At 48.2% G+C, this 21363-nt stretch carries 21 protein-coding genes; 12 read left to right on the top strand and 9 right to left on the bottom strand.

From position 1 onward, the window contains the following. The 5 genes from Q0369_RS04230 to mnmA all read left to right on the top strand — a co-directional run. Positions 1-176 (top strand): M24 family metallopeptidase (locus Q0369_RS04230; protein WP_298096483.1); only part of this gene is annotated, 176 nt, incomplete at its 5' end. After that, positions 173-724 (top strand): 2-amino-4-hydroxy-6-hydroxymethyldihydropteridine diphosphokinase, encoded by a 552-nt coding sequence (folK, locus tag Q0369_RS04235; RefSeq protein ID WP_298096422.1) that lies wholly within the window; start codon positions 173-175, stop codon positions 722-724. The genes Q0369_RS04230 and folK, both read left to right, overlap by 4 nt. Continuing rightward, on the top strand, positions 706-1923 hold the full coding sequence (locus tag Q0369_RS04240) for a P-loop NTPase (protein ID WP_298096425.1): 1218 nt from the start codon (positions 706-708) through the stop codon (positions 1921-1923). Before folK ends, Q0369_RS04240 begins: the two co-directional genes overlap by 19 nt. A gap of 115 nt (positions 1924-2038) precedes the next feature. After that, the gene (locus Q0369_RS04245) at positions 2039-2644 is read left to right on the top strand and encodes a TIGR00730 family Rossman fold protein (protein ID WP_298096427.1); all 606 of its coding nucleotides are present in this window, start codon (positions 2039-2041) and stop codon (positions 2642-2644) included. Further along, entirely contained in the window at positions 2641-3672 is a 1032-nt protein-coding gene (mnmA, locus tag Q0369_RS04250) for a tRNA 2-thiouridine(34) synthase MnmA (protein ID WP_298096430.1), read from the top strand. The genes Q0369_RS04245 and mnmA overlap by 4 nt, the downstream gene beginning before the upstream one ends. A gap of 510 nt (positions 3673-4182) precedes the next feature. Here mnmA and Q0369_RS04255 read toward each other — a convergent pair. The 3 genes from Q0369_RS04255 to luxS form a co-directional block, all read right to left on the bottom strand. Then, positions 4183-5640 (bottom strand): DKNYY domain-containing protein, encoded by a 1458-nt coding sequence (locus Q0369_RS04255; RefSeq protein ID WP_298096433.1) that lies wholly within the window; start codon positions 5638-5640, stop codon positions 4183-4185. Positions 5641-5803: 163 nt separating this feature from the next. Further along, positions 5804-6142 carry a cupin domain-containing protein gene (locus tag Q0369_RS04260; RefSeq protein WP_298096436.1) on the bottom strand — a complete coding sequence of 113 codons (339 nt, stop codon included), beginning with the start codon at positions 6140-6142 and terminating at the stop codon, positions 5804-5806. A 584-nt stretch (positions 6143-6726) separates the two neighbouring features. Further along, on the bottom strand, positions 6727-7230 hold the full coding sequence (gene luxS, locus Q0369_RS04265) for an S-ribosylhomocysteine lyase (RefSeq protein WP_298096438.1): 504 nt from the start codon (positions 7228-7230) through the stop codon (positions 6727-6729). A gap of 106 nt (positions 7231-7336) precedes the next feature. On the opposite strand from luxS, the gene Q0369_RS04270 reads away from it, so the two are divergent. Further along, positions 7337-7546 carry a 4-oxalocrotonate tautomerase family protein gene (locus tag Q0369_RS04270; protein WP_297880211.1) on the top strand — a complete coding sequence of 70 codons (210 nt, stop codon included), beginning with the start codon at positions 7337-7339 and terminating at the stop codon, positions 7544-7546. A 319-nt stretch (positions 7547-7865) separates the two neighbouring features. Here the strand turns inward: Q0369_RS04270 and Q0369_RS04275 are convergent, their stop codons facing one another. After that, complete coding sequence (locus Q0369_RS04275) at positions 7866-8279, bottom strand: hypothetical protein (protein WP_177386822.1); 414 nt, start codon at positions 8277-8279, stop codon at positions 7866-7868. 80 nt (positions 8280-8359) lie between these two features. Here Q0369_RS04275 and Q0369_RS04280 point away from each other — a divergent pair, with 80 nt between their 5' ends. The 3 genes from Q0369_RS04280 (at position 8360) to Q0369_RS04290 (ending at position 10485) form a co-directional block, all read left to right on the top strand. Continuing rightward, positions 8360-9049, top strand: a complete 690-nt coding sequence (locus tag Q0369_RS04280) for a dUTP diphosphatase (protein WP_298096439.1) — start codon at positions 8360-8362, stop codon at positions 9047-9049. Positions 9050-9467: 418 nt separating this feature from the next. Next, complete coding sequence (locus tag Q0369_RS04285; RefSeq protein ID WP_298096441.1) at positions 9468-10208, top strand: EI24 domain-containing protein; 741 nt, start codon at positions 9468-9470, stop codon at positions 10206-10208. 73 nt (positions 10209-10281) lie between these two features. Further along, positions 10282-10485, top strand: a complete 204-nt coding sequence (locus Q0369_RS04290; RefSeq protein WP_297941994.1) for a hypothetical protein — start codon at positions 10282-10284, stop codon at positions 10483-10485. A gap of 285 nt (positions 10486-10770) precedes the next feature. Here Q0369_RS04290 and Q0369_RS04295 read toward each other — a convergent pair whose 3' ends face one another. Next, positions 10771-11190 (bottom strand): acyl-CoA thioesterase, encoded by a 420-nt coding sequence (locus tag Q0369_RS04295; RefSeq protein ID WP_295153100.1) that lies wholly within the window; start codon positions 11188-11190, stop codon positions 10771-10773. A 184-nt stretch (positions 11191-11374) separates the two neighbouring features. Here Q0369_RS04295 and ciaB point away from each other — a divergent pair, with 184 nt between their 5' ends. Continuing rightward, on the top strand, positions 11375-13189 hold the full coding sequence (gene ciaB, locus Q0369_RS04300; protein WP_298096443.1) for an invasion protein CiaB: 1815 nt from the start codon (positions 11375-11377) through the stop codon (positions 13187-13189). A 72-nt stretch (positions 13190-13261) separates the two neighbouring features. Then, complete coding sequence (locus Q0369_RS04305) at positions 13262-13951, top strand: hypothetical protein (protein WP_298096446.1); 690 nt, start codon at positions 13262-13264, stop codon at positions 13949-13951. A 398-nt stretch (positions 13952-14349) separates the two neighbouring features. Here the strand turns inward: Q0369_RS04305 and Q0369_RS04310 are convergent, their stop codons facing one another. Further along, positions 14350-14877 carry a hypothetical protein gene (locus Q0369_RS04310; protein ID WP_298096448.1) on the bottom strand — a complete coding sequence of 176 codons (528 nt, stop codon included), beginning with the start codon at positions 14875-14877 and terminating at the stop codon, positions 14350-14352. Positions 14878-14974: 97 nt separating this feature from the next. Between Q0369_RS04310 and Q0369_RS04315 the strand changes: the two genes are divergently transcribed. Then, on the top strand, positions 14975-18418 hold the full coding sequence (locus Q0369_RS04315; protein ID WP_298096451.1) for an acyl-[ACP]--phospholipid O-acyltransferase: 3444 nt from the start codon (positions 14975-14977) through the stop codon (positions 18416-18418). Between the two features lie 824 nt (positions 18419-19242). On the opposite strand, the gene fldA is transcribed toward Q0369_RS04315, so the two are convergent. From fldA to Q0369_RS04330, 3 genes are read right to left on the bottom strand one after another with little or no spacing between them, the layout of a single operon-like run. Then, a complete protein-coding gene (gene fldA / locus Q0369_RS04320; protein WP_298096454.1) occupies positions 19243-19734 on the bottom strand; it encodes a flavodoxin FldA in 492 nt (163 codons plus the stop codon). 11 nt (positions 19735-19745) lie between these two features. Further along, positions 19746-20981, bottom strand: coding sequence for a hypothetical protein (locus Q0369_RS04325; protein WP_298096457.1), 1236 nt, complete (start codon positions 20979-20981; stop codon positions 19746-19748). Next, complete coding sequence (locus Q0369_RS04330; protein WP_297987824.1) at positions 20974-21297, bottom strand: DUF2325 domain-containing protein; 324 nt, start codon at positions 21295-21297, stop codon at positions 20974-20976. Before Q0369_RS04330 ends, Q0369_RS04325 begins: the two co-directional genes overlap by 8 nt. Between the last annotated feature and the right edge of the window lie 66 nt (positions 21298-21363).

A 21363-nucleotide genomic window follows, 5' to 3' on the forward strand; every position in this document is an offset into this window, starting at 1 on the left:
GACACGGCGTCGGAGTCGATATCCACGAGCTTCCCTTTATCTCAAAGCGCGGAGAGGTCGTGCTAAAAGAGGGGATGGTCTTTAGCGTGGAACCCGGGATTTATCTGCCCGGCGAGTTTGGCGTGCGCATCGAGGATGTCGTGGTCGTGCGCGAAAACGGGGCCGAAATTTTATGAGAGTAGCTCGGGTGAACATGCGGCTTAAAGAAAACGGATTTTACGAGTGCGCGGACGCGCTGTGCGTCGTAAAAAGCGCCGTTTTTCCGATGAGGCGCCGCGAGCGCAAAAATTTTAAAAATTTATACCTGCTCGGGCTCGGCGGGAATTTAGGAGATGTCAGGCGGCGCTTCAAGCGATTTTATCGCGTTTTGCAAAGCGATACGCGCTTTTTCGTAGCACAAAATTCCTTGATCTTAAAAAACAAGCCGTTCGGCTTTTTAGATCAGCCCGATTTTTTAAACGCCGTAATGCTCGTGCAAAGCTCTCTGCCGCCGCTTACATTGCTTAAAATTATGCAGCGCGCGGAGCTGAAATTTGGGCGCAAAAGAAGCTTTAAAAACGCGCCGCGCACGCTGGACGTGGATATTTTATATGCAAGCGCGAAGGTGCGTGCCTGCGAGCAGCTCGTGCTGCCGCATCCGGGTGCCTGCGAGCGCATAAGCGTGATTTTGCCACTTGGAGAGATGAAATTTAAAAGAGGACTGATATGCAAACTAAAATCGTAAATTTTTTAAGCGCCAAGGGCGGAGTCGGCAAGAGCGTGATTGCAGCGAATTTCGCCGAAATTCTAAGCGAGCAGGGCTACCGCACGGCGATCATCGAAGCGCCAAATTTAAACAATCAAGAGATCGTCTTAAACGCTTTGCAAAGAAAGAGGATTTCGCTACCAAGCGCTGTCGCAGTAAAAATTTCTCAAAATTTAACGCTCGTCTCGCCCGCGCTTGCTTCACAAAATCCCGTGTCTTCACAAAATTTTACAAATAGCGCGAATTCTGCGGCGCAAAATTCTATCAAAAACGTAAGCTCTAGCGCGGACGATTACGTCATGCAAAATTCTATAGGTAGCGCGCAAGGCTCGCAAGACGACGAAAGTGGCGGCTCGCACAATTATGTGCAAAAGCTTACGAGCTCTGATGACAAAAACAACTCAGAAAATTCCGCCGCTTCAAATTCAATGGCAAACTCTGCAAAAAATTCTACGAATTGTGCAGCCAAAAAGCCGCAGAATTGCGAAGATGGATGGAATTTTACAGAATCAGAAAGCCTAGAAAATTTTAAAAGTGATGATTTCACCAAGCAAAATTCAATCCCTGACGAGAATTCTCAAAATTCCGCGAGTAAAGATGAAATGAAAAATTCCGCCCGCTCATCAAATCCCGAAGAAGCCGGAAATTTCGCAAACGCAAAGGCTCACGAAAGCCCCGCTCGCTTCGCAAGCGAGCTGAAAGAGGCGGGAATCTTCGATTTTATTTTGATCGATGCGGGGCTTGAGTATCTTGGAGATTTTTTGAGCATCGGCGACGAAAATATCGTGCTGTGCGCGAACGAACCCTGCTCGATCAGCAACACCTACGCGCTTTTAAAGACGCTTGGGGCGAGCAAAAAAGAGGTTTTGTTTTTGCTAAATTTCACCGCGAGCGAGGATGATGCCGTGATGATCTACGAAAATCTAAAGTCGGTCGCGCACCGCAATATAAGCGAGTTGGGCTTTAAACTGCTAGGCTTTGTGCCGTTTTGCAAACAAGTAGCCGTCTGCTCACAAAATCGCGCGCTTTTTAACTCGCTCTATCCGTTTTCGCCAGCTACCATCGCGCTTAGACAGAGCGTCTCGCGATTTTTAAGCAAACAGGGCTACGAGCCTATCGATATGAGCGCCTACCGCGGTATCGGCGGATTCTTACGAAAACTTAGCAACCTAGTATGATTTACGATGAAATTTTAAATCACATAAATTCTGCCTTTTTAAACGGAATTTTAAAAATTTAATGTTATTCTTAAAGCTAAAATTTTAAATAATATACACAAAAGATAGATTAATCATGCAGTTGAAAGAAATTTTAAAAGACATCAAAATCGCCCGCGACAATCTCAAAAATGTGGGCAAAAGCGCCACGATCTTTGGCTCGGCACGCTTTAGCGAGGACAATCGCTACGTAAAAGACGCGCAAAAGCTCTGCGAGGGGCTCGCTGATTTAGGATACTCGATCATCACCGGAGGCGGTGGCGGCATTATGCAAGGCGCCAACCGAGGCGCATTTGCGAGGGCAAGGACGCACAGCGTGGGCTTTAACATCATGCTGCCGTTTGAGCAAAAAAGCAACGGCTTTTTAACTACGGGCGCGCATTTTTCGGCATTTGCGCCGCGCAAAGGCGCTCTCATCGAAAACAGCGAAATTTTCGTCATCTTTCCGGGCGGATTTGGGACGCTGGATGAGTTTTTTGAAATTTTAGTGCTGGTGCAAACGGGCTTTAAGCGCGCTCAGATCTATCTTTACGACGAGGAATTTTACGCGCCTTTGATGGAGTTTTTCCGCACTTCGCTGCTAAAATCGGGCGCGATAAACGAAAGCGATCTGCAAAATTTCATGCTCTGCGACAGCGTGTATGAAATTTTAACGGATGTGCGACGTAAGGAGAACGAATGAAAATTTTAGTCGCGATGAGCGGCGGCGTGGATAGCTCGATGTGCGCGAAGCTGCTGCAGGACGCGGGGCACGAGGTGCAGGGCTGCTATATGAAGCTGCACGCAAAGCCCGGCTATCATGAGGCAAACATCGCCAAAGTTCGCAAAGTAGGCGAGTTTTTGGGTATAAAAATCCACATTTTGGATCTGCAGGATGATTTTAATCGCGACGTTTACGAGCCCTTCGTGCAGGCTTATATAGGCGGTCTTACGCCGAATCCCTGCGCGCTGTGTAACCGCCGCATAAAGCTCGGCAAGCTTTTGGAATTCGCGCGCGAACAGGGCTTTGAGCGCCTAGCTACCGGGCACTACGTCCGCATCGAGGACGGGCTTTTAAAAGCCGCCGCAGATCTTAGCAAAGATCAGAGCTATTTTTTAGCAAACATCAATCCCGCCGCGCTTGAGTTTATGCTCTTTCCGCTTGGAGGGATGTATAAAAAGGATGTCAAAGAGGCTGCGCGCGCCTATGAGGAGCTTTCGCAGATCGCTTCTGCGAGCGAAAGCAGCGAGATCTGCTTTGTGGATACCACCTACATCGACGTTTTGAACCGTCATACGGGCACCAAAATGCCCGGCATCGTGCGCGACCGCGCGGGCAATGCCATCGGCACTCACGAGGGCTATATGCACTACACAATCGGCAAGCGCCGCGGTTTTACGGTGCACGGTGCGCATGAGCCACACTTCGTACTAAGCATCGACCCGCACAAAAACGAGATCGTCGTGGGCGGTAAGGAGGAGCTGGCGACCTACGAGTTCGACACCGAAAATTTTAACGCCTTTTTAAGCAAGGATGAAATTTTAAATATGCCGGGTCTCGGCGTTAAGATCCGCTACCGCAGCGCCAAACTCCCCGTTAAAATTTCGCCTCGCGAAGACGGCGGCGTGCATGCCGTGCTGTCCGCACCCGCAGCTGGCATCGCTCCGGCGCAACTCGCGGTTTTTTACGACGAGCGCGACCGCGTAGTGGCAAGCGGATTTATAAAATAGCGCTTTATTTTGCTTTACTTAAAGCTCGCGGGTCTGCAAAACGGCGCTTTGATCGCGCCGCTTGATCTGCACTCGCTCTGTTAAATTTCATATCGAAATAAGATATTTGCGCTTTTGAATCCAAGCCGCTAAATTTTATCTTGCGAGCTCGGTGCGCAAGTTTTATGCGCGTAGCTTTGCGATTGAGCCTTTTAAATTTACGCTCTGTCGCCGCGTTGCCCGCACTGCTAGCAAAATTTACAAAAGCTGCGGTGCTAAAATAAAATTTACGGCGACGCCTTATCAAAGCGCGCCGCGACGTAAAAATCGCGATCGATACAAAATATTTCGCACGTCGTCGCGACAGCGCAAAACGGAATTTGCGCGCTCCCTCTAAAGGAATTTGCGATGAAATTCTAAATCTGCGCTAGAGCCCACGACGACATTTAAATTTTATAAATTTATGCCGAAGCAAAATCAAATTTAAAATTTAGCAGCGCTTTCTGCGATCGAATTGTGCTCAAATCGCGGCTAAAATTCCACTCGCGTCTTTATCTCAAAAAGCAGCTCGCCGTCCACCGCTTCAAGCCCGCCGCTCTTTATCATCTCGCGAATTTTACTCGTGCCAAGGCTGCTTTTTTGAAGCAAAATTTCAACCAAGTTTAAATCTCTGATCTCATAAATGCACCGATCTATCAGCTGCGAAGAGCCCAGATCGTCGAAGTAGAAAAATCGCCCACCGTTTGAATAGATCCAGCCGTATAGCCCGCCGTGCACGCCGCCGACCCTGCGCCACTCATGCGGCAGCTCGAGCGCGAAAAGCCCGCTTTTGCGAGCGACCAGCCTACGACTGCTGCGGCCGCCGCCCCAAACTTCGGCGCCTTCTAAAAAATATATCCGCTCGCCGCTTTGAAATACGCTGCCGCTAAGCGCGCGAACTTCGCCCTCAAAGGGGTTGTCTGCCGCGCGCTTTTGCTTTCCGTCATTCTCGTCAAAATAATAGATGCCGCCAGGGGAGGCAAAAAGCAGATGGTTTGAGTGCGCGAGCTGCCTATTTAGCGGAGTATAGGGCGCGGCGGCGGGGTCAAATTTCAGATCGTTTGCAAAAACGTCGCCGCCTTTCGCATCCCACAAAAAATAGCTCAGGCGCTGCCTCAAAAGTTCGTAATGCCCGCCGTTATCGCGCGCGTCAAGGCGCAGGTTTTTAAAATACACGTTCGCGCCGTCCGCGGCATAAACGTCGCTAGCGCGCCCATCGCTTCCCTCTATCCGGCGCAGGCTCGCAGCATCGGCGCCGGGCAAAACCTCTCCCTTATAAAACGCGCGCGAGCCCTCCGCAGCGTAATACACGCCCGCGATTTGGCGCAGATCCGTAGCGTCCATTCGCTTAAATTTATAGAGGTAGCTTTGCGGCTTGGGCGCATCCCAAAAAATATGCGCCAAGGTTTGATAAGTAAGCTTAAACGCCCCCAGCGCGTCGTTCGGCACCGCCTCGCCGTCGCAAAAATAGCTAACTTGCCCGTCGCTTACGTATCCGAACGCTACGGCTTTCGTGCGCGCGGGCTCTAGCTCGCTCATCGCGATATTTCCGCAATATACGGCGTTTTTATCCGCGGCGACGTTGGAGCGGTAGCCGGAGCCGAAATCCAAAATCCGAAAGCTCGCCGCGTCCGCGCCCGGTATCGCAAAATAGCCCGCACCCACCACGAGGGCGTAAATTTCGTCCCCTTTTTTGTAAAAATCGCTGTATTTGATCTGCTCGTCGTCCCGCGGCGAGTAGTCGTCTGCGGAATTTATAACCGCAAACAGAGCGAGCGCGCTAAAAGCCGCAAATACAAATGTCGCGCCAAGCGCGATCTTGCGCCAAAGCGGCATGCCTCGAGGCGCGTCTCGTATAGTCTTGCGATCTGCTTCTGCCTTGCGCGCCCTAGCTTTGCGTTTCTTTTGCGCGCGCTCGCCCTTTAGCTCTTGCGTAAAATCCTCATACATCTTTTGCCTCAAATTTAATCTCACCGCAGATTGCGCGGCATTTGAAATTGTACAAAAGCGCGGCTAAATTTATGAAATTTAACGCTACGGACAAATTCTGATTCAACTTTTTGCGACGCTAATTTATTTTGCGAATACCACAAAATCTCTGGCAAATTTTAATTCAAAGCGCTTCGTAGCCGCACGGAATCGGCGCCGTAACGCTTGCAAACACAAAATCCTCACCGCCCGTATTTTTCATACCGTGGCACTCTCCGCTTTTGGAAATGATTAGATCGCCCGCACAGATCGGCACCTCCTCGCCCTTGCTCGGATAAAACACGCCGCGTCCGCTTAAGCAGATCCACACGTCATCGCCACCGGGGTGAATATGCGGCGCTACGACCTGGCCGCGTTTGACGATCCAAACCGCGCCGCAAGTGGCCTCCGTAGTAAAAAATGTCGTTTTTACGGCTCGCTCGTCGCTACAAATAGCATCTTTTATATGAAAAATTCTTTGCATTTTCTCTCCTTTAAGTTCACCGCATCCGGTGCGGTTTCGGCGGAATTTTAGCATTCTTTTCGTGCAGCGAAAGTGAAATTTCAAGCGTCAAACTCGCAACGAAACCTTAAATAAAAATTTTAAATTCTCGTTTTGCTATACGATTTTTTATGCAGGATTGAAGATCGCATCTAAAAGCAAGAAAACGCATAAGCAGGGTGTTCGCTGGTAGAATTTCGGCTTTAATTTAAGACGGAATTTTAAAAATTCTTATAAATTTAAAGCCGACCTACAAGATAAATTTATTAAATTTAATATGAGCTTTGCTTGCGCGCTTTTGCCACCCAGCTTAAAGCCAAATCGTAGCTTTTATCAAAAACCCCGCGTGGCGCAGACTTTACAGCAAGCGCTAAGTCGGTTTATAAAACTAAATCGGCTTATAAATAGATGCTACCTCCGGCTTGTTTTAGCAAATACGCATTTTGTGTCTCAAATTTTTGCATATTTTACGATAATATTTTATGGTGCGTTATACACTGATCGCGGAACAATCGGTGCTCAAAGAGATAGCACTAAAATTTTGCGCTATCTCTTAAATTTCAAAATTATTTTATCTTGCTTGGATCCAGCGCGATCTCGTCGTTTTTGATCACGCCGATCCCCTTATTTAGCACGTTTTGCGCGATCTGTTTAGCTTCTGCTAGCGAGTGCATCGCGAAGGTGCCGCACTGAAATTTATTCAGCTCGGGGATCTCTGCTTGAGAGCCCACGCCCAAAATATCCTTCATACTCGCGCTCCACGCCGCCGCAACGGCGCTCTCGCTAGGCGCGCCGATCACGCTCATATAAAAGCCCGTGCGGCATCCCATCGGCGAGATGTCGATGATCTCGACGTCCGCGCTATTTAGATGCTCGCGCATAAAGCCTGCAAAAAGATGCTCCAGCGTGTGGGTGCCGCGCTCGCTCATAATCTCTAAATTCGGGCGGCAAAACCGCAGATCATAGACGCTAATTTTATCGCCGCTTTTGGTGCGCATGCTCTTTGCGAGCCGCACGCCCGGGGCATTCATGCGGGTATGATCGACCTTAAAACTATCTAACAATGGCATATTTTCTCCTTAAATTCAGATCACGGCGATTTTAACATAAAATTCCGCACTTTCAGGCGCACAGACAAAATTTTGGCTACAATTACGCTTATTTTAAGGAGAATTAATGCCCTACATAAACGTCAAAATCACCAAAGAGCGCGGCGGCTTAAGTCGCGAGCAAAAAGCAAAGCTCGTAAAAGACCTAACCGATGCCCTGGTAGCCGTGCTGGGTAGGGGTGAGAAAACTACGGTCGTTACGATAGATGAAATATCCACTGACGACTACGCGATCGGCGGACGACTAGTAAGCGAAATCAGAAAGCGGCAGAGCTAAGCTTGAGCGCCAGGCTAAATTTGAAAAGCTAAATTTTAGAATTTTAAAATTTTCAAGCGAAATTCTACGCGGCAGGCTCCGCTTTTAAGGGAATAAAATTTGCGATAATCCCCGCTTGCAAGATGAAATTTTACGCTAAATTCCGCGCTGTAAAATTCCAAAAACCAACCGAGCGGAAATTTTAAAGCGGATCTAATGGTGAAATTCTTTGAAAAATAGACAAGATAGAATTTATGCAAGTTTTAAAATCTTACTAGATAAAATTTAAGTCTTGCAAGTTTAAAATTTCGTAAAAATAAATAGACGATTTCTTAGCGAACTAGCGTTCCCAAATTAGCTTTTTGCCGAAAGTTAGAGTATTATCGGTCATTTTCATCCAATCGATTCTGATCGTAAAAAAATCGGTCTCCATCGCGCGCGCAAACGGGAAGCGCTTAAGATATAGCGAGGTTTCGCGCTCATCCGCGCTACGGATATGGCCGCAAATCTGCACACCTTTGATCCTGCCTACAAATTTCGTATCCAGCGCGACTGTAGCCGCAACTCCGCGGTTGGCAAAGACTGCTTTGATATGCTCGGAGTCGCTCGCGCTTGCGATAATGAGCTCCTTATTTTGCGGATCGTAGGCGTAAAATGCACTGCAGCAATATGGCAGATTATTGCGCAAAACTCCGAGAGATAGGAGTTTCATCCTGCCTAAAAACTCGTCGAATTTATCCTGAGCGGCACACATTTTAAGCCTCCTTTTTGCTAAATTATACAATGATTTTCTTTTATTAGCTATAATCACGAGCCAAAATTAGGAGAATTTTTATGGAAAATTATAAAAAAGTAAAAGAGATGTTTTTGATGCAGCAAGCCCTAAACGACGAAACAAATGGCGTGGGCTGGGAGGACGGCTATACAAAAAACGGCAAACTTATCAACTGGAAGCGCTGCATTTACATGGAATGTGCAGAGCTCATCGATAGCTTTGCGTGGAAGCATTGGAAAAATATCTCTGCAGCGCCGGACGTGAATAATATCGTCATCGAGATCGTTGATATTTGGCACTTCGTAATGAGCTATATTTTAGAGCAATATTACGGCAACAAAGACATCGATCACATCGTAAGTGATGTCACGGCAGTGAGTGGGTTTGCAGAGTTTAGCTCCTACGCCTACGATGTGCGCGAATACAGCATCTACGAAATCGTAAACGACATCGAGCTCATAATCCACGAAACAAGCGGATTTGAGCTGCAAATCGGCGAGCTGCTGACCGATTTTTTTCGCGTGGCGATTAAATGTGGCGTGAGCTTAGACATTCTTTTTGCCAAATATATTGGCAAAAACGTGCTGAATAAATTCCGCCAAAATAACGGCTACAAAGAAGGCGGCTACCGCAAAATCTGGGGAGACCTTGAAGATAACGAGGTGCTAATCGAGGTGCTATCAAAAGGCGCAGTAAGCGCAAACGAAATTTACGAGCAATTGCAAAAGATCTACGACGCGACGAAGTGAAGTCGTGGGTTTGCGCGCGAGATTTACCTTTGAAATTTTGAAATTTCATCTATAAAATTTCGGCATGCAAATTTTAAAAAAGAGGCTTGATTTGAAATTCTGCAGTTTTGTGCCTAAAATTTTACGCAATGTCAGCTTATTTATAAGTGGCGAAATTCCGCGCAGCAAGCAAATAAATATTTGCAACAGGTAAAAACCAAGCTAGATCTGGCCTCTTTTTACACACTATAAATGAGCAAATTAAACGCGGGGATGGCGAGCGATCAAAGCATAAATTTCGTATTATAATGCGAGATGAGCCGGCTAAAGCAAGAGATTGCGCCAAGTGAGCGGATTGATGAGGCGCGGTGCGGCAGCCAAATTACTCAGCTCAAATTTCGTCGCAAAAGTCGCTAAAATAACGCAAATAGGAGCATACATGGGTAGAATTTTTAATTTGGCAAAGCAGGATTTTTTTACGCGCAAGTTTATTTTGCTCTCGCTATTGCCGCTTATGTGCTCGCTTATAATCTTAGGCACGCTCGCATTTTTCGGCGGCAAAGAGCTTTTTGACGCACTTTCGCAGGGCGCGCAAAGCGGCGATTTTAGCTTCTTGGACGAGCAGCGCTTCCCAATAATTGCAAAAATTCTAAGTTTTGCTGCTACGAAGTGGATTATCGGCGCGATTTTTTCGGTGTTTGCCAGCTTCGCGGTGCTGATGCTTAGCGTGTTTTGCGCGCTTATCATCGCGGCCTTTCTGACACCCGCAGTCACTAAAGAGATCAACGCGCGCCACTACCATCTAAGCCGCGCGGATGAAGCGAGCACGGCGCGAGTGCTAAAGCTGATGAGCCTTGAAATTTTAAAATTTTTAGCGATTTTATTTATCTGTTCGGTGCTTTTGTTTGTGCCGGTTATAAATTTATTCATAATCAATGTGCCGTTTTTTTATATCTATTACAAGCTGGTTCTAATCGACGTCGCTTCAAACGCGTTAAGCGCGAAAAGCTTCGAGCGCTGCTATAAAATGGGTGGCGGATATAAATTTGCCCTAAGTGCTTTTATTTTTTATCTGCTGTGTTTGATCCCGCTGGTAGGATTATTTTTCCAGCTATTTTTCATCATCTTTTTGACGCACGTAGTGCTGATAGACGAAAGCGCCCGCAATAAAAATCGCTAAAGATTAACTAAAATCAATGAAAAATTTTGAAATTTTCATAAAATAGTGCGAAATTTTTTAAGAAAGGATTTCTATGAAATCAGGTGATATTTACATTTGCAATATATGTTCGCTCAAAAGCAGCGACGATGAAAACGCGGTCTTTATCAAGGCGCATAAAAACGGCGAGACGGTGCATATCTGCACATCCTGCATGCCTAGCGTCATCCATGGCTCAGGCATGGTCGTAAAAAGCAACTCCGAGATCGAAGAAGAGCTCCAAGACGCTACAAACTAGCTGCTAGCACGACTTACCGCGGCGTGTTTTAATTTGTTTATTAATCTGCGCGCCGCAAAATTCTAAAATTCTAAAATTCTAAAATTCTAAAATTCTAAAATTCTAAAATTCTAAAATTCCGTCTGCGAGGTTTTCTACCAAAATACTGTACAGCAAAATTCCGCGCTTAAAATTATAAAATTTTACGCAGCAAATTCTGTGCACTAAGCTTATCCCACATAAGAATTTTCGCGTTATAAGCTTGACGCTAAAATTCCTTGAGCTAAAACTAAAGTCTGAAAAATTTTAAAATCCGTGCAGTCGCTTGATCTCTGCGCTGATCGGCTTTTTCTGACCTGATTTGGTCACACTTACGTAGGTTGCGATCGCGCTGGTTACGTGCAAGCACTCGCGAAATCCATCCTCGCCCAGCCGCAGCGCCGCGACCTCGATCTGCACGCGGATAGAGGTATTTCCTACGCTTAATACTTTTGCGTAGCAGCTGATGACATCGCCGATAAATACGGGCTGCTTGAAAGTTACCTCCTGCATCGAGATCGTCACGACCCGCTCGGGCGCTATCTCGCGCGCCGCCGTCGCGCCCGCTAAATCGATCTGCGCTAGTATCCAGCCGCCGAAAATATTGCCCGAGCTATTCGTATCCTTAGGCAGCGCTACGACCTTGATGCGCGGCTCGCCGAAATCGTCTAAGTTTAAATCGCTCATTTTTACTCCTTAAATTTAAAAATCTCGCATTTTAACCGCGCAAATTTAACACTTTTTCGATACAATCGGCAAAAATCTATGTCGAAATTTTAAAATTTTAAGCGGATGCGAGGATAGAATTTTGCTCGCGAAGCAGACACATTCCGCTCGTAAAAAGACGATAAAACGACAAAAAGGATACGCGATGAACGATTTTGCAAAACTTAGCGAGATGGCAGCGAGCGCTAAGGCGCGACTAAACGCCCTCTACGACGAGCCGCACGCCGAGCTAATTGCGCGCGGGCTGAAGATCTGCGGCTTTGAGTCTGGCGATACTGCGCGCATCGCCGTGCTACGCCGAATCGTGGGTCTCAAAGAGGATCCGCTGCTGCAGGAATTCCGCCGTTTGGGCTACGATGAGGCGCGACAGCGCGAGCTAAAGAGCAAAATGTATGATTTCACGCGCGAAATACATGAGAGTATGCACGCAGCACTCATCGCCGAAGCGGGCGCGCAGGGGATTTTGCAGCCGTTTTATCTGGAGCTTTTAAAGGGCGTGCACCGCATCGGGCTCGTGCTAAGCGATATGCAAAAAAGCTGGCAAGCCCTAATTATCGAAGGCACGAACAAGCGCTTGCAAAAGGAATTTAGCTCGCTTGCGCGGGCGAAGGAATTTTTGCTGCAAAAGAAGCTGTTTATGCGCACGCCTCACGGCGAGATCTGCGAGCGCTGCTACGGCGCGATAGTACAGCGTGACGGCAAATCCCAAATGGTTCCCTACGCCGTGGTCTTTGCGGATGAGACGGCAAAGCTGCAGAGCGAATTTAGCGATCTTTTGGAGCGTTTGGTGACGCTAGCAGAAGATGAGAGCGAGCTAGCTTACGTCGCGTATCTGTCCAAGCTCAAGCAGGCCTTTTGCGAGAGGGACGCTAACGCGGTAATCGGCGCGTGGCGGGATGCGGAGATCGCGTGGATGGATATAAAAACGCCGCTTCAAATCGGGCATCCGCTCGAATACTACGAGGACGCCTATACGCATGCAGTCGCGCTGGAATGGGACGTCAGGCTTGCAGGCGCGTATGAGTTCAGCGCGGAGGAATTTAAAGCGCGTGTAAGCGAGAGCTTTGAGCGCGCATATGAAAAAATCGGCGCCGATAACGCCGTCATGCACTCGCTCGTGCTCTCAAATATCGCCAAAACCCAGCTTTACGTCTGCGCGCCGCTGATCTACTACGGAGCCGATCTTAACGGGCTCTTTTCGGCGCAGGTCGTGCCCAACGACGAATTCGTAAGTACCAACTGCGGCAAGAAAATTTTCGCTTTCGTAAATTTCGTCTATGAAAGCGCCAAGGCTAGACCTTTTATGCGGCTAAGCAGCGAAATTTTCGACCTCGACTATCTAAATTTCGGGCGCGAAATTTTATTTAAAAAGCCGCAAATTTGGCGCCGCGTCTACGAAATATCGACGATCGGGCACGAGTTCGGGCATATATTTTTCATCGACGCGGACACCGAGGCGCGCATGAACCGCTCGGGGCTTTTTAAGCTCATCGAGGAGTACAAGGCGACCACCGGCGGGCTCGTGAGCTTCTTTTTCTACGAAGAGGAGGAGTTTTGCCTGCCGGTGCTGGACGAGCTGATCCGTCGCGCCGTAGGGCTCATCGCGTGGCAGCGGGTGGAGGAGCTCAAACCCTACTACTGCGAGGCGTTGATACATCTGAGCTTGCTTTTCGCATCGGGCGTTTTGAAATTTGAACGCGGGCGTCTGGCAGTTAAATTTGACCGCGCGGGCTATGAGAGCTTTAAGTCTGCGTGCCTGCAAAACTACGAGGATCTGGCGCGGCTTTATTGCGACAAAAAGGACGCGGCAGAATTTTTATCGCGCTTTGCGGAGCTTAGCGGCGGCGTATATCTGCCACGCGAGGCGCAGGTGCGGGAGTTTGTGGAGTTTTACTACTCGCGCTACGAAGCGATCGGCAACGAAACGGATCCTAGCAATGAACGAGCAAAGTGGCTTTAAAATTTCAGCTACAAACCGCGCCTTAAAATAATGGAAAGCTAGTAAAATTCCGCGGAATTTTAAGGGGAAAGCATGAGATATTTTAAAAATTTACTCTCCGATTTGCGAAACGGCAGGCTCGCGCTGCACCCGATTTTGCTTGCGGCGACGTTTTGCATAGTGAAAATTTCGTGGCCTTATTTAATAGGACCTACGGGCGATGATGGCTCGGGCGGGACAATCTTCGGTAACTTCATATTTTGGGACCTTGCAGCATGCGCGTGTTTCATAGCGCTGGGCGCGCATTTTGTCTATGTCGCGGGGCGCAGCAGCAAAAACAGGCAAAGGGGCAGCTGCGAAAACAGCGACTACGAAGGCGCGATACAGCCTCGCGGACTGCGATATTTAGCCGTGCTGCGCGCTATCTTATGCACCCTGTGCATCATCGCGTGCGTATCGAGATATCTTAGCGCGGATATAAATCACCAAAAATTGGGCGTTCTGAATTGGTTTTTTCCGACCGCGCTAGCAAGCGCTTTCATATATTTGGTTGCGATCCGGGTTGTTACGACCGACTCTGAAATAATAGCTTGGGGCGCTGTCTTTGGAACAAGCTATGTAGTCGCTTGCTATGTGGTTTGCAGATGTTTTTTTGCCATTCCTGGGGGATATGGCGGGTTTGCATTTTGGAAAGGGCTGGAGATAATATTTCCGCTAATTTGGGCGTTTCATTTCAAGCGCACCTACAAAAAGCTCCTAGCAGAGGAGATGCGCGAGGCGTAACGGCAAGCTGAATGCAGAATTTTAGCCAAAATTTTGCCGCCAGCCGCAGTTTAAAATTAGCGCGAGCGTAGCTCGCCCTTTGAGCGTGCCAGGGGTTGGGGGATTTTAAGGGGGAAGGGGAGCGCCTCGCAAGTAGCGCCCCTTCCCCCTTAAGAGAAAACGCTACCACGCCCCAAATTCTAGACACAAATTCTACATAGAGAAATTTTAAATTTATTACATGAAATTCCGTTTAAATTTTAATTCGTGATATATCTTGGGGCGGGAAGAGGGCTTGAATTGCGAGGTCACACCTCTCGCAGAGGGTGGCGCTGCCCCGCAGCACCACATTGCTCTGCTCGCCCACAAACCCCACCCAACCCCCGACGACGCTTTAAGCGGTGCAGGCTGTGCCTGAGTTAAATTTCAACATCCATATTCACGGATTCGATCTGCAGCCCGCGCAGATCCGCGAGATGCTGCACCGCAGCGTCCGTCTCGGCGTTTTTGGGAAGGACGATGTGAAAGCCGCGATCAAACGCCAAGAAAAAATTCTCCCTGCCCGTAGCGATGCGATTTAGCGAGCGCGCGGCAAATTTCTCGCTTGCGCGCGGCTCGCCCTTCGAAAACGAGATCGTCTCGCCGTCTGCGACGAAGCTCATCTCCATGCTCGAATCTTGCCCGAGCTTGGCGGAAGCCAGATGCTTTCTTAGCATGCGGCGGTAAAATTTCGGATAAAAAATAAGCCACGCCGCACCCAAAATAACCGACGCCACGCTCGCAATCGGCGCCGTTTTTAAAAGCCCGTCGATGATGATGCCAACGAGCAAAAACTCAAACGGTATGGCGTAGGTGCTGATGAGGCGCTGCTTGCGCGCCTTTTTGCTGTAAAGCAGCATAAATTTATTGAGATTATCGACGTCGCGATTGGTGATACGTACTTTCATATTTTTCCTTTAATTTTTGCGTAATTGTAGCGAAGCCGCCTTAAATTTGCGTCCGTTAACTTCCGTGAGATAAAATCCCGTTTTTAAAGGAGATAGCTTGAAATCTTTATTAAAAATCAACGGATTTTTGCCGTTTTTGGCGATTATGTTTATCAACGCAAGCGTCGATCTGGGCCATAAGATCACGATCCAAAACGTCCTTGTCAAAAGCGCCGATTCCGGCGCTCTCATCGCCCTTACCTCACTTGTAAATTTGCTGATTTTGCTGCCTTACGTATTTCTTTTTAGCGCCAGCGGCTATCTCAACGACAAATTCTCACGTACCCGCATCACGCGGATCTGCGCGAAACTCGGCGTCGCGCTCACCGCGCTAATTACGCTAGGTTATCTGTGCGGATGGTTTTATTTCGCATTTTTTATGACGATCTTGCTTGCGGCGCAAAGCGCGATCTACTCGCCCGCCAAATACGGCCTGATTAAAAAGATCGTCGGCGCGAAAAATTTAGGCGCGGCAAACGGTCTCGTGCAGGCTCTTACCATCATCGCGATTCTGCTTTCATCGCTTGCGTTTTCGGTGATTTTCGAGCTGTTTGCGACGCGCAGCAACGACGCAGGAGAGCTGATGAGCTCGGTTTGGTTCATCGGCGTGCTTTTGGTCGCGGGCTCCGCGCTTGAAACATACTACTCATATAAAATTCCATTCTTCGACGCCGCGCAACCGCAGGCGGAATTTGACACGAAAGAATATCTACACCTGCGCTACTTGAAGCAAAATTTGAATTTTGTGCTAAAAGACAAAAACGTCTTGCTCTGCACCCTGGGACTTTCGATGTTTTGGGCGGTCTCACAGCTCGTGATAGCGACCTTCCCGGCTCACTACAAGAGCCTTAGCGGCAGCGATAACGTAATGGTGATCCAGGTGATCTTGGCGCTTAGTGCGATCGGAATCGCGCTAGGCTCGATCTTTGCGGGCAGCTATTGTAAAAAACATATCGAGCTCGGCATCGTACCGTTCGGCGCATTTGGGCTTGCGCTCGCGCTAATGGTGCTAGCCAACGCGCACTCCGTATTTTGGCTCGGCACGGCATCGTTTTTCTTCGGATTTAGCGGCGGAATTTTCATCGTGCCGCTCAACGCCGTCATTCAGTTTTTCACCGCCGATGAGCGCATGGGGCGGGTGCTCGCGGGTTCAAATTTTATCCAAAATATCTTTATGGTGCTGTTTTTGCTCATCGCCATCATCTTGGTGCATTTTGCGGTCGCCAGCGGCGAAATTTTCGTTATGGCTGCTCTTTGCGTTCTTATCTGCGGGATCTTCGGCGCGAAATATTTGCCGCAGCTTTTCGTTAGAATTTTACTCATTCCGTTTATGAAATTCGGCTACCAGGTCCACGTAGACGGTATCGAAAACATCCCGCAAAAAGGCGGTGTACTGCTTTTAGGAAACCATATCAGCTGGATCGATTGGGCGGTGGTGCAGCTTGCGTGCCCGCGCGGGGTGCGCTTCGTGATGCATCGCAGCTACTACGATCTGTGGTATTTGAAGTGGTTTTTTAAAATTTTCCGCGTCATTCCGATCGGAGCGGGCGTGAGCAAAAGCGCGATCGAAAGCATTCGCGAGGCGCTAAATGCTGGTGAAGTAGTGGGGCTCTTCCCCGAAGGCCACATCAGCTACAACGGCCGCATAGACGAGTTTCAGGGCGGGTTTGAGCTAGCCGCGCACGATACGAACTCCGTAATCGTGCCTTTTTATATAAGAGGACTTTGGGGATCGACGTTTTCGCGCGCTAGCGAGCATTATAAAAGAACGATCTCGCAAAGCGGCAAAAATGCACTTCGCGTAAGCTTCGGCGCGCCGATTGAGGCAAATTCCAAGGCGCACGAGGTAAAGCGCGCGGTAACGGAGCTATCTTTTTTCAGCTGGGGCAAATACCTCGCAAGCCTAAAGCCGCTTGCCTACAACTGGCTAAATCAAGCCAAAAGATCGCCTTTTAAGCGCGTAGCGGTCGATAGCACGGGAGTGAGCTTCACAAATTTAGCGATGATGAGCGCCGTTTTGATACTTCGCAAAAGACTAAAAAGCCGCATAAGCAGCGAGGAAAACGTCGGTATCATTTTGCCTAGCTCGGTCATCGCAAGCGCCGTAAATTTAACGCTTTTTGCGATGGGCAAAACGAGCGTAAATTTAAACTACACGCTAAGCGAAGAAAATTTAATCTACTGCGCAGATAAAGCAAACATCCGCACAATCATCAGCTCGCGCAAATTCGTAGAAAAGCTCAAATCAAAGGGCTTTGAGCTGGAAAGCTCGATCGGCGATCGGCTAGTGTACCTTGAAGATCTAAGCGAGGGCGTCTCTAAAAACGAGCGCATAGCCTGGGCGCTAAAATCGCTGCTAATGCCTAAAATTTTATTTCGCGCGCTGTATTTTAAGCCGCACGCGATAGATGACGTAGCGACCATTTTATTTAGTAGCGGCAGCGAGGGAAAGCCCAAAGGCGTGGTTTTGACGCATAAAAATATAATGGCAAACGTCCGTCAAATTTCAGAGCTCATAAACGCCACCGAGCACGACGCGATTTTAGCGTCTCTGCCGATCTTTCACTGCTTCGGGCTTACCGTAACGACGCTCTTTCCGCTAAACGATGGAATTTTAAGCATCCACGTGCCCGATCCTACGGACGCCTTTAGCGTCGGCAAGATGAGCGCGAAATACGGCGCTACGATAATGTTCGGCACGTCGACGTTTTTTAGGCTATACGCCAAAAACAAAAGGCTCAATCCGCTTATGCTGGCAAGCATCCGCCTAGCGATTGCGGGCGCGGAGAAGCTAAACGAAAACGTCCGCAAGGAATTTAAGATAAAATTCGGCATCGAAATTTACGAGGGCTACGGCACGACCGAGACTGCGCCGGTGGTGAGCGTAAATACGCCGAATGTCCTCGAGCCCGATTTTTTCAAAGAGCTTCACTTCAACCGCGAAAAGAGCGTCGGTTTGCCGCTTGCGGGCACAGTCATAAAGATCACCGATCCCGCCTCGCTACAGCCGCTGCCAAACGGCCAGGAGGGGCTTATCTTAATCGGCGGGCATCAGGTTATGAAGGAATACTACGATGAGCCGGCCAAAACCGCTGAGGCGATCGCGCAAATGGACGGCGTGCGCTACTACAAGAGCGGCGACATCGGCTATATCGACGACGATGGGTTTTTATTTATCACCGATCGCCTTTCGCGCTTTGCCAAAATCGGCGGCGAGATGATCAGCCTGGGCGCGGTAGAGAGCGCTGTGGGCGAAATTTTAGGCGAAAGCGCGATCTATTCGTGCGTGAATCTAAAAGACGAGAAAAAGGGCGAAAAGATCGCTCTGCTTTATATGGGCGAAGCGAGCGAGGATGAAATTTCGCGCCGCCTGAAGGACTCCGCACTGGCGCCGATAATGCAGCCAAGCGTCGTGAAAAAGGTCGAGCAAATCCCGGTGCTAGGCAGCGGCAAGGTAAATCTCAAAGCGGTAAAGGATCTGGCGATCGAGCTGGGACTGTAAATTTTAAGCTTTCAAATTTGCGTTCTAAATTTTAAATTTACGTCTTGCTGCGCTATTTGCGCGAAGTAGCACAAAGAGCAAAATTCCTCTTTTAAATTTATGCTTTGTTATGCCGCAGGGCTTTGCGGTTTTCGCTCCTAGCGGCGGGCGATCTCGCGGGTTAGCTGCGGTTTATTTAAAGAACGATAGCTGCACGCGGCTGCGGCGCCAAATTTATGCTAATTTTGCAGAGGTAAGCTGCTGCTGTCCCACGATTTTTCGCGGTCGCAGTGCCAAATATACTAAATTTTGCTAGCAGACGGCAGCCGCTCGCTGCGCGGATAGACAAAATTTTACATTAAACGGCGCGCGAAATTTCACGGCAGAGCTGCGGGGAGAATTTTTACGGCGTGCGTGCGGAAAGAAATTTCAATGGCGTATGTGCGGAGAGAAATTTTAGCGACGTCGCCCCTCGCTTCGCCGCTTATAAAATTTGCAAATTTTATTTCCCGAGTGTACGCCGATTACGCCGATGAGGTTTATAAACCGCTATACGCAAACTCTCGGCTTTGTCATTCCGCCGCCACAGCGGCTAAATTTTATCTACTCGCGCTAAGTGCGTCTCTAAGTCGGTCTGTATTTACGCTAGCACAAAGTATCGCGCAGCCAAATTTAAAGGATAAATTTCATTCGCGCAGATTGAAATTTTAAAATTTCAAAGCCCAATCTATTTAAATTTAACCGAAGTCGGCAGAGCTAAATTTTAAAAAGGTCTAAGCTTTAATGATTTTAAAAAAGATGAAAGTGCTGCGAAGCGCACGCTTCGCAGCAAATTTAAAGGAGGACTATTTAAAAGATGGAGCGATTTGCGCTACCCACGCCTCGATGCGGCTCTCGGTGAGGTCGCTTTGATTGTCATTGTCTAGCGCGAGACCAACGAATTTGCCGTCCACTACAGCCTTACTCTCGTCGAATTCATATCCGTCGGTAGGCACTGCACCTACGATATTTGCACCCGCTTTTTTGAAGTTATCGTATAGCTCGCGCATTGCGTTGCAGTAGGCATCGCTGTAGCTTGAGCTATCGCCCATGCCGAAAATCGCGACGGTCTTGCCTGAGATATCAAGGGCTGAGAAATCAAAGCCCGCCCAGTCGTCCTGCAGCTCGCCGTCGTTCCACGTGGAGCTGCCGATGATGAGCGCGGTGTATTTATTTAGATCTGCAGGCGCGATGTCCGCAACGTTTTTTAGCTCGTTTTCTATGCCTAGCTTTTCAGAGATCAGCTTTGCGGCGTCCTCGGTATTGCCCATCGAGCTTCCAAAAATAATTCCAACCATTTGGTATCCTTTTAATAAATTTTGTCGGTAAGCTTGTATGGTACTAATTTCATAATGAAATTTCCCTTAAAGCATTCGCTTTTTATCTCGACGTGGCGGTTAAAATTTTCATTTTTTGGATAGACAAGATACACGGCATCGAGGTTTGCTCCGCAGCAAAGCTCTAGCGCTTTTTTTATATCATTATCATAAATGGCTGGATTTTGAGGTAGAATTTTTTTAAAGCTCGCAACCACGCCTAGGCTAAAACCGCTCTTGCGAACTACAATGAGCTCGCCTGATTTGCCCACAAGCTGCAGTTGTGCGCCTGCATTGCGAAGCGCGATTTTGCAAAATACGAAGTTGCGAAACGCATCGTCTCCGTTTAGCAGCAATCCGCTACGCAGACTCACGATCGCGCGAGTTAGCTTATAAACGGGTTTAGCGGCAAATACTGGCAGCGACATGCCGCGCAGATAGGCAAAGATTACCGCATTATCCGCCGCGCAGAATTTCACGGCGGGCTTGAAACGGTAAATTTTACGAGCCCCGCGCCCAAGCTCGGAGGCGATGAAATTTAAAAACGCAGTGCGAAACTGCGAAGCGCTTTTTAAATTTGCGGGCGGAATTCTATAATCCGCATTAACGTTAAAATTATATAGAGCTAGCATCGCTCGCGCTCGCGAAGCCGCATTATAATCCCGCAGCGCCTCTGGCACAATCTCGCACCCGTTCGCATCAAAGCCAAAAATCTCGCCACCAAATAATTTTTTATTAAAAGTTTCGGCATTTAAAATTTCATCATCAATAAGCTCATTATCGCGCCGCAGATCCGCTTTTTGGCGTTTTTCGCGTGCTGCGATACCTCGTTTTGGCGCGGCAATATCTCGTAACAAAGCTGATTTCTCGTCCGAACGCTTAGCGCAGAGAAAATTCTTTTGCGCGGAGCTAGTGTCGTAAAAAGCTCTTGCTGTAAAATTCTTATTCGCGCCGCCCTTTTGCGCGCTCTTTGCAGCGCACGACTTAGAGACATTATGATTAAGCACGCTCGATTTACCGCTTGAAAACTTTTTAGATTTGCCGCTAAATTTCTTGCTTTCGGCGTGCGCAAAGCAAGTAGCGTTAAATTTGCTAGAATTTAAAAAATCCTTGAAATTTAGCTCGCCAGCTTCATCTTTGTAAGCATTTGATTGCGGCGTAGTGCGCGACCTTTTAACCGCTTGCCTGGACTTGCCGGCATTATTTAAATTCCTTGGAATTTTAATCATTTTCGCAAGGCTTGCAACCGAATTCTTGATTTAAATTGAAAACCTTACAGTATTCGCAAAATACGCAGCTAACGCTTCTTTTAGCGCATACGAGCGGGATTTTGCGCTTTTTTACTTCGCCTTTGATTTTTTTCATCGTGTTGTGGTTTAAAAAGCTCGTAAGCATCACGACACACTCGGTATCCTGCGGGATCGGCTTACGATTTACGCGATTTTCGTTTCGTGCATCCCAGTGCTCGATGTTGCTCGCGCCAAGGTCTTTTAAAACCGCCTTAATGGGTGTAATCTCATCTGCTCCTATAACTAAAACGTTCATTTCATCCCCTTTTATGATTGATAGTTGTTATTATAACAGAGAAAGATTAAATTTAACTGATAATGT

Origin of the sequence: uncultured Campylobacter sp., assembly GCF_938030685.1 — a bacterium.
Taxonomy (GTDB): domain Bacteria; phylum Campylobacterota; class Campylobacteria; order Campylobacterales; family Campylobacteraceae; genus Campylobacter_B.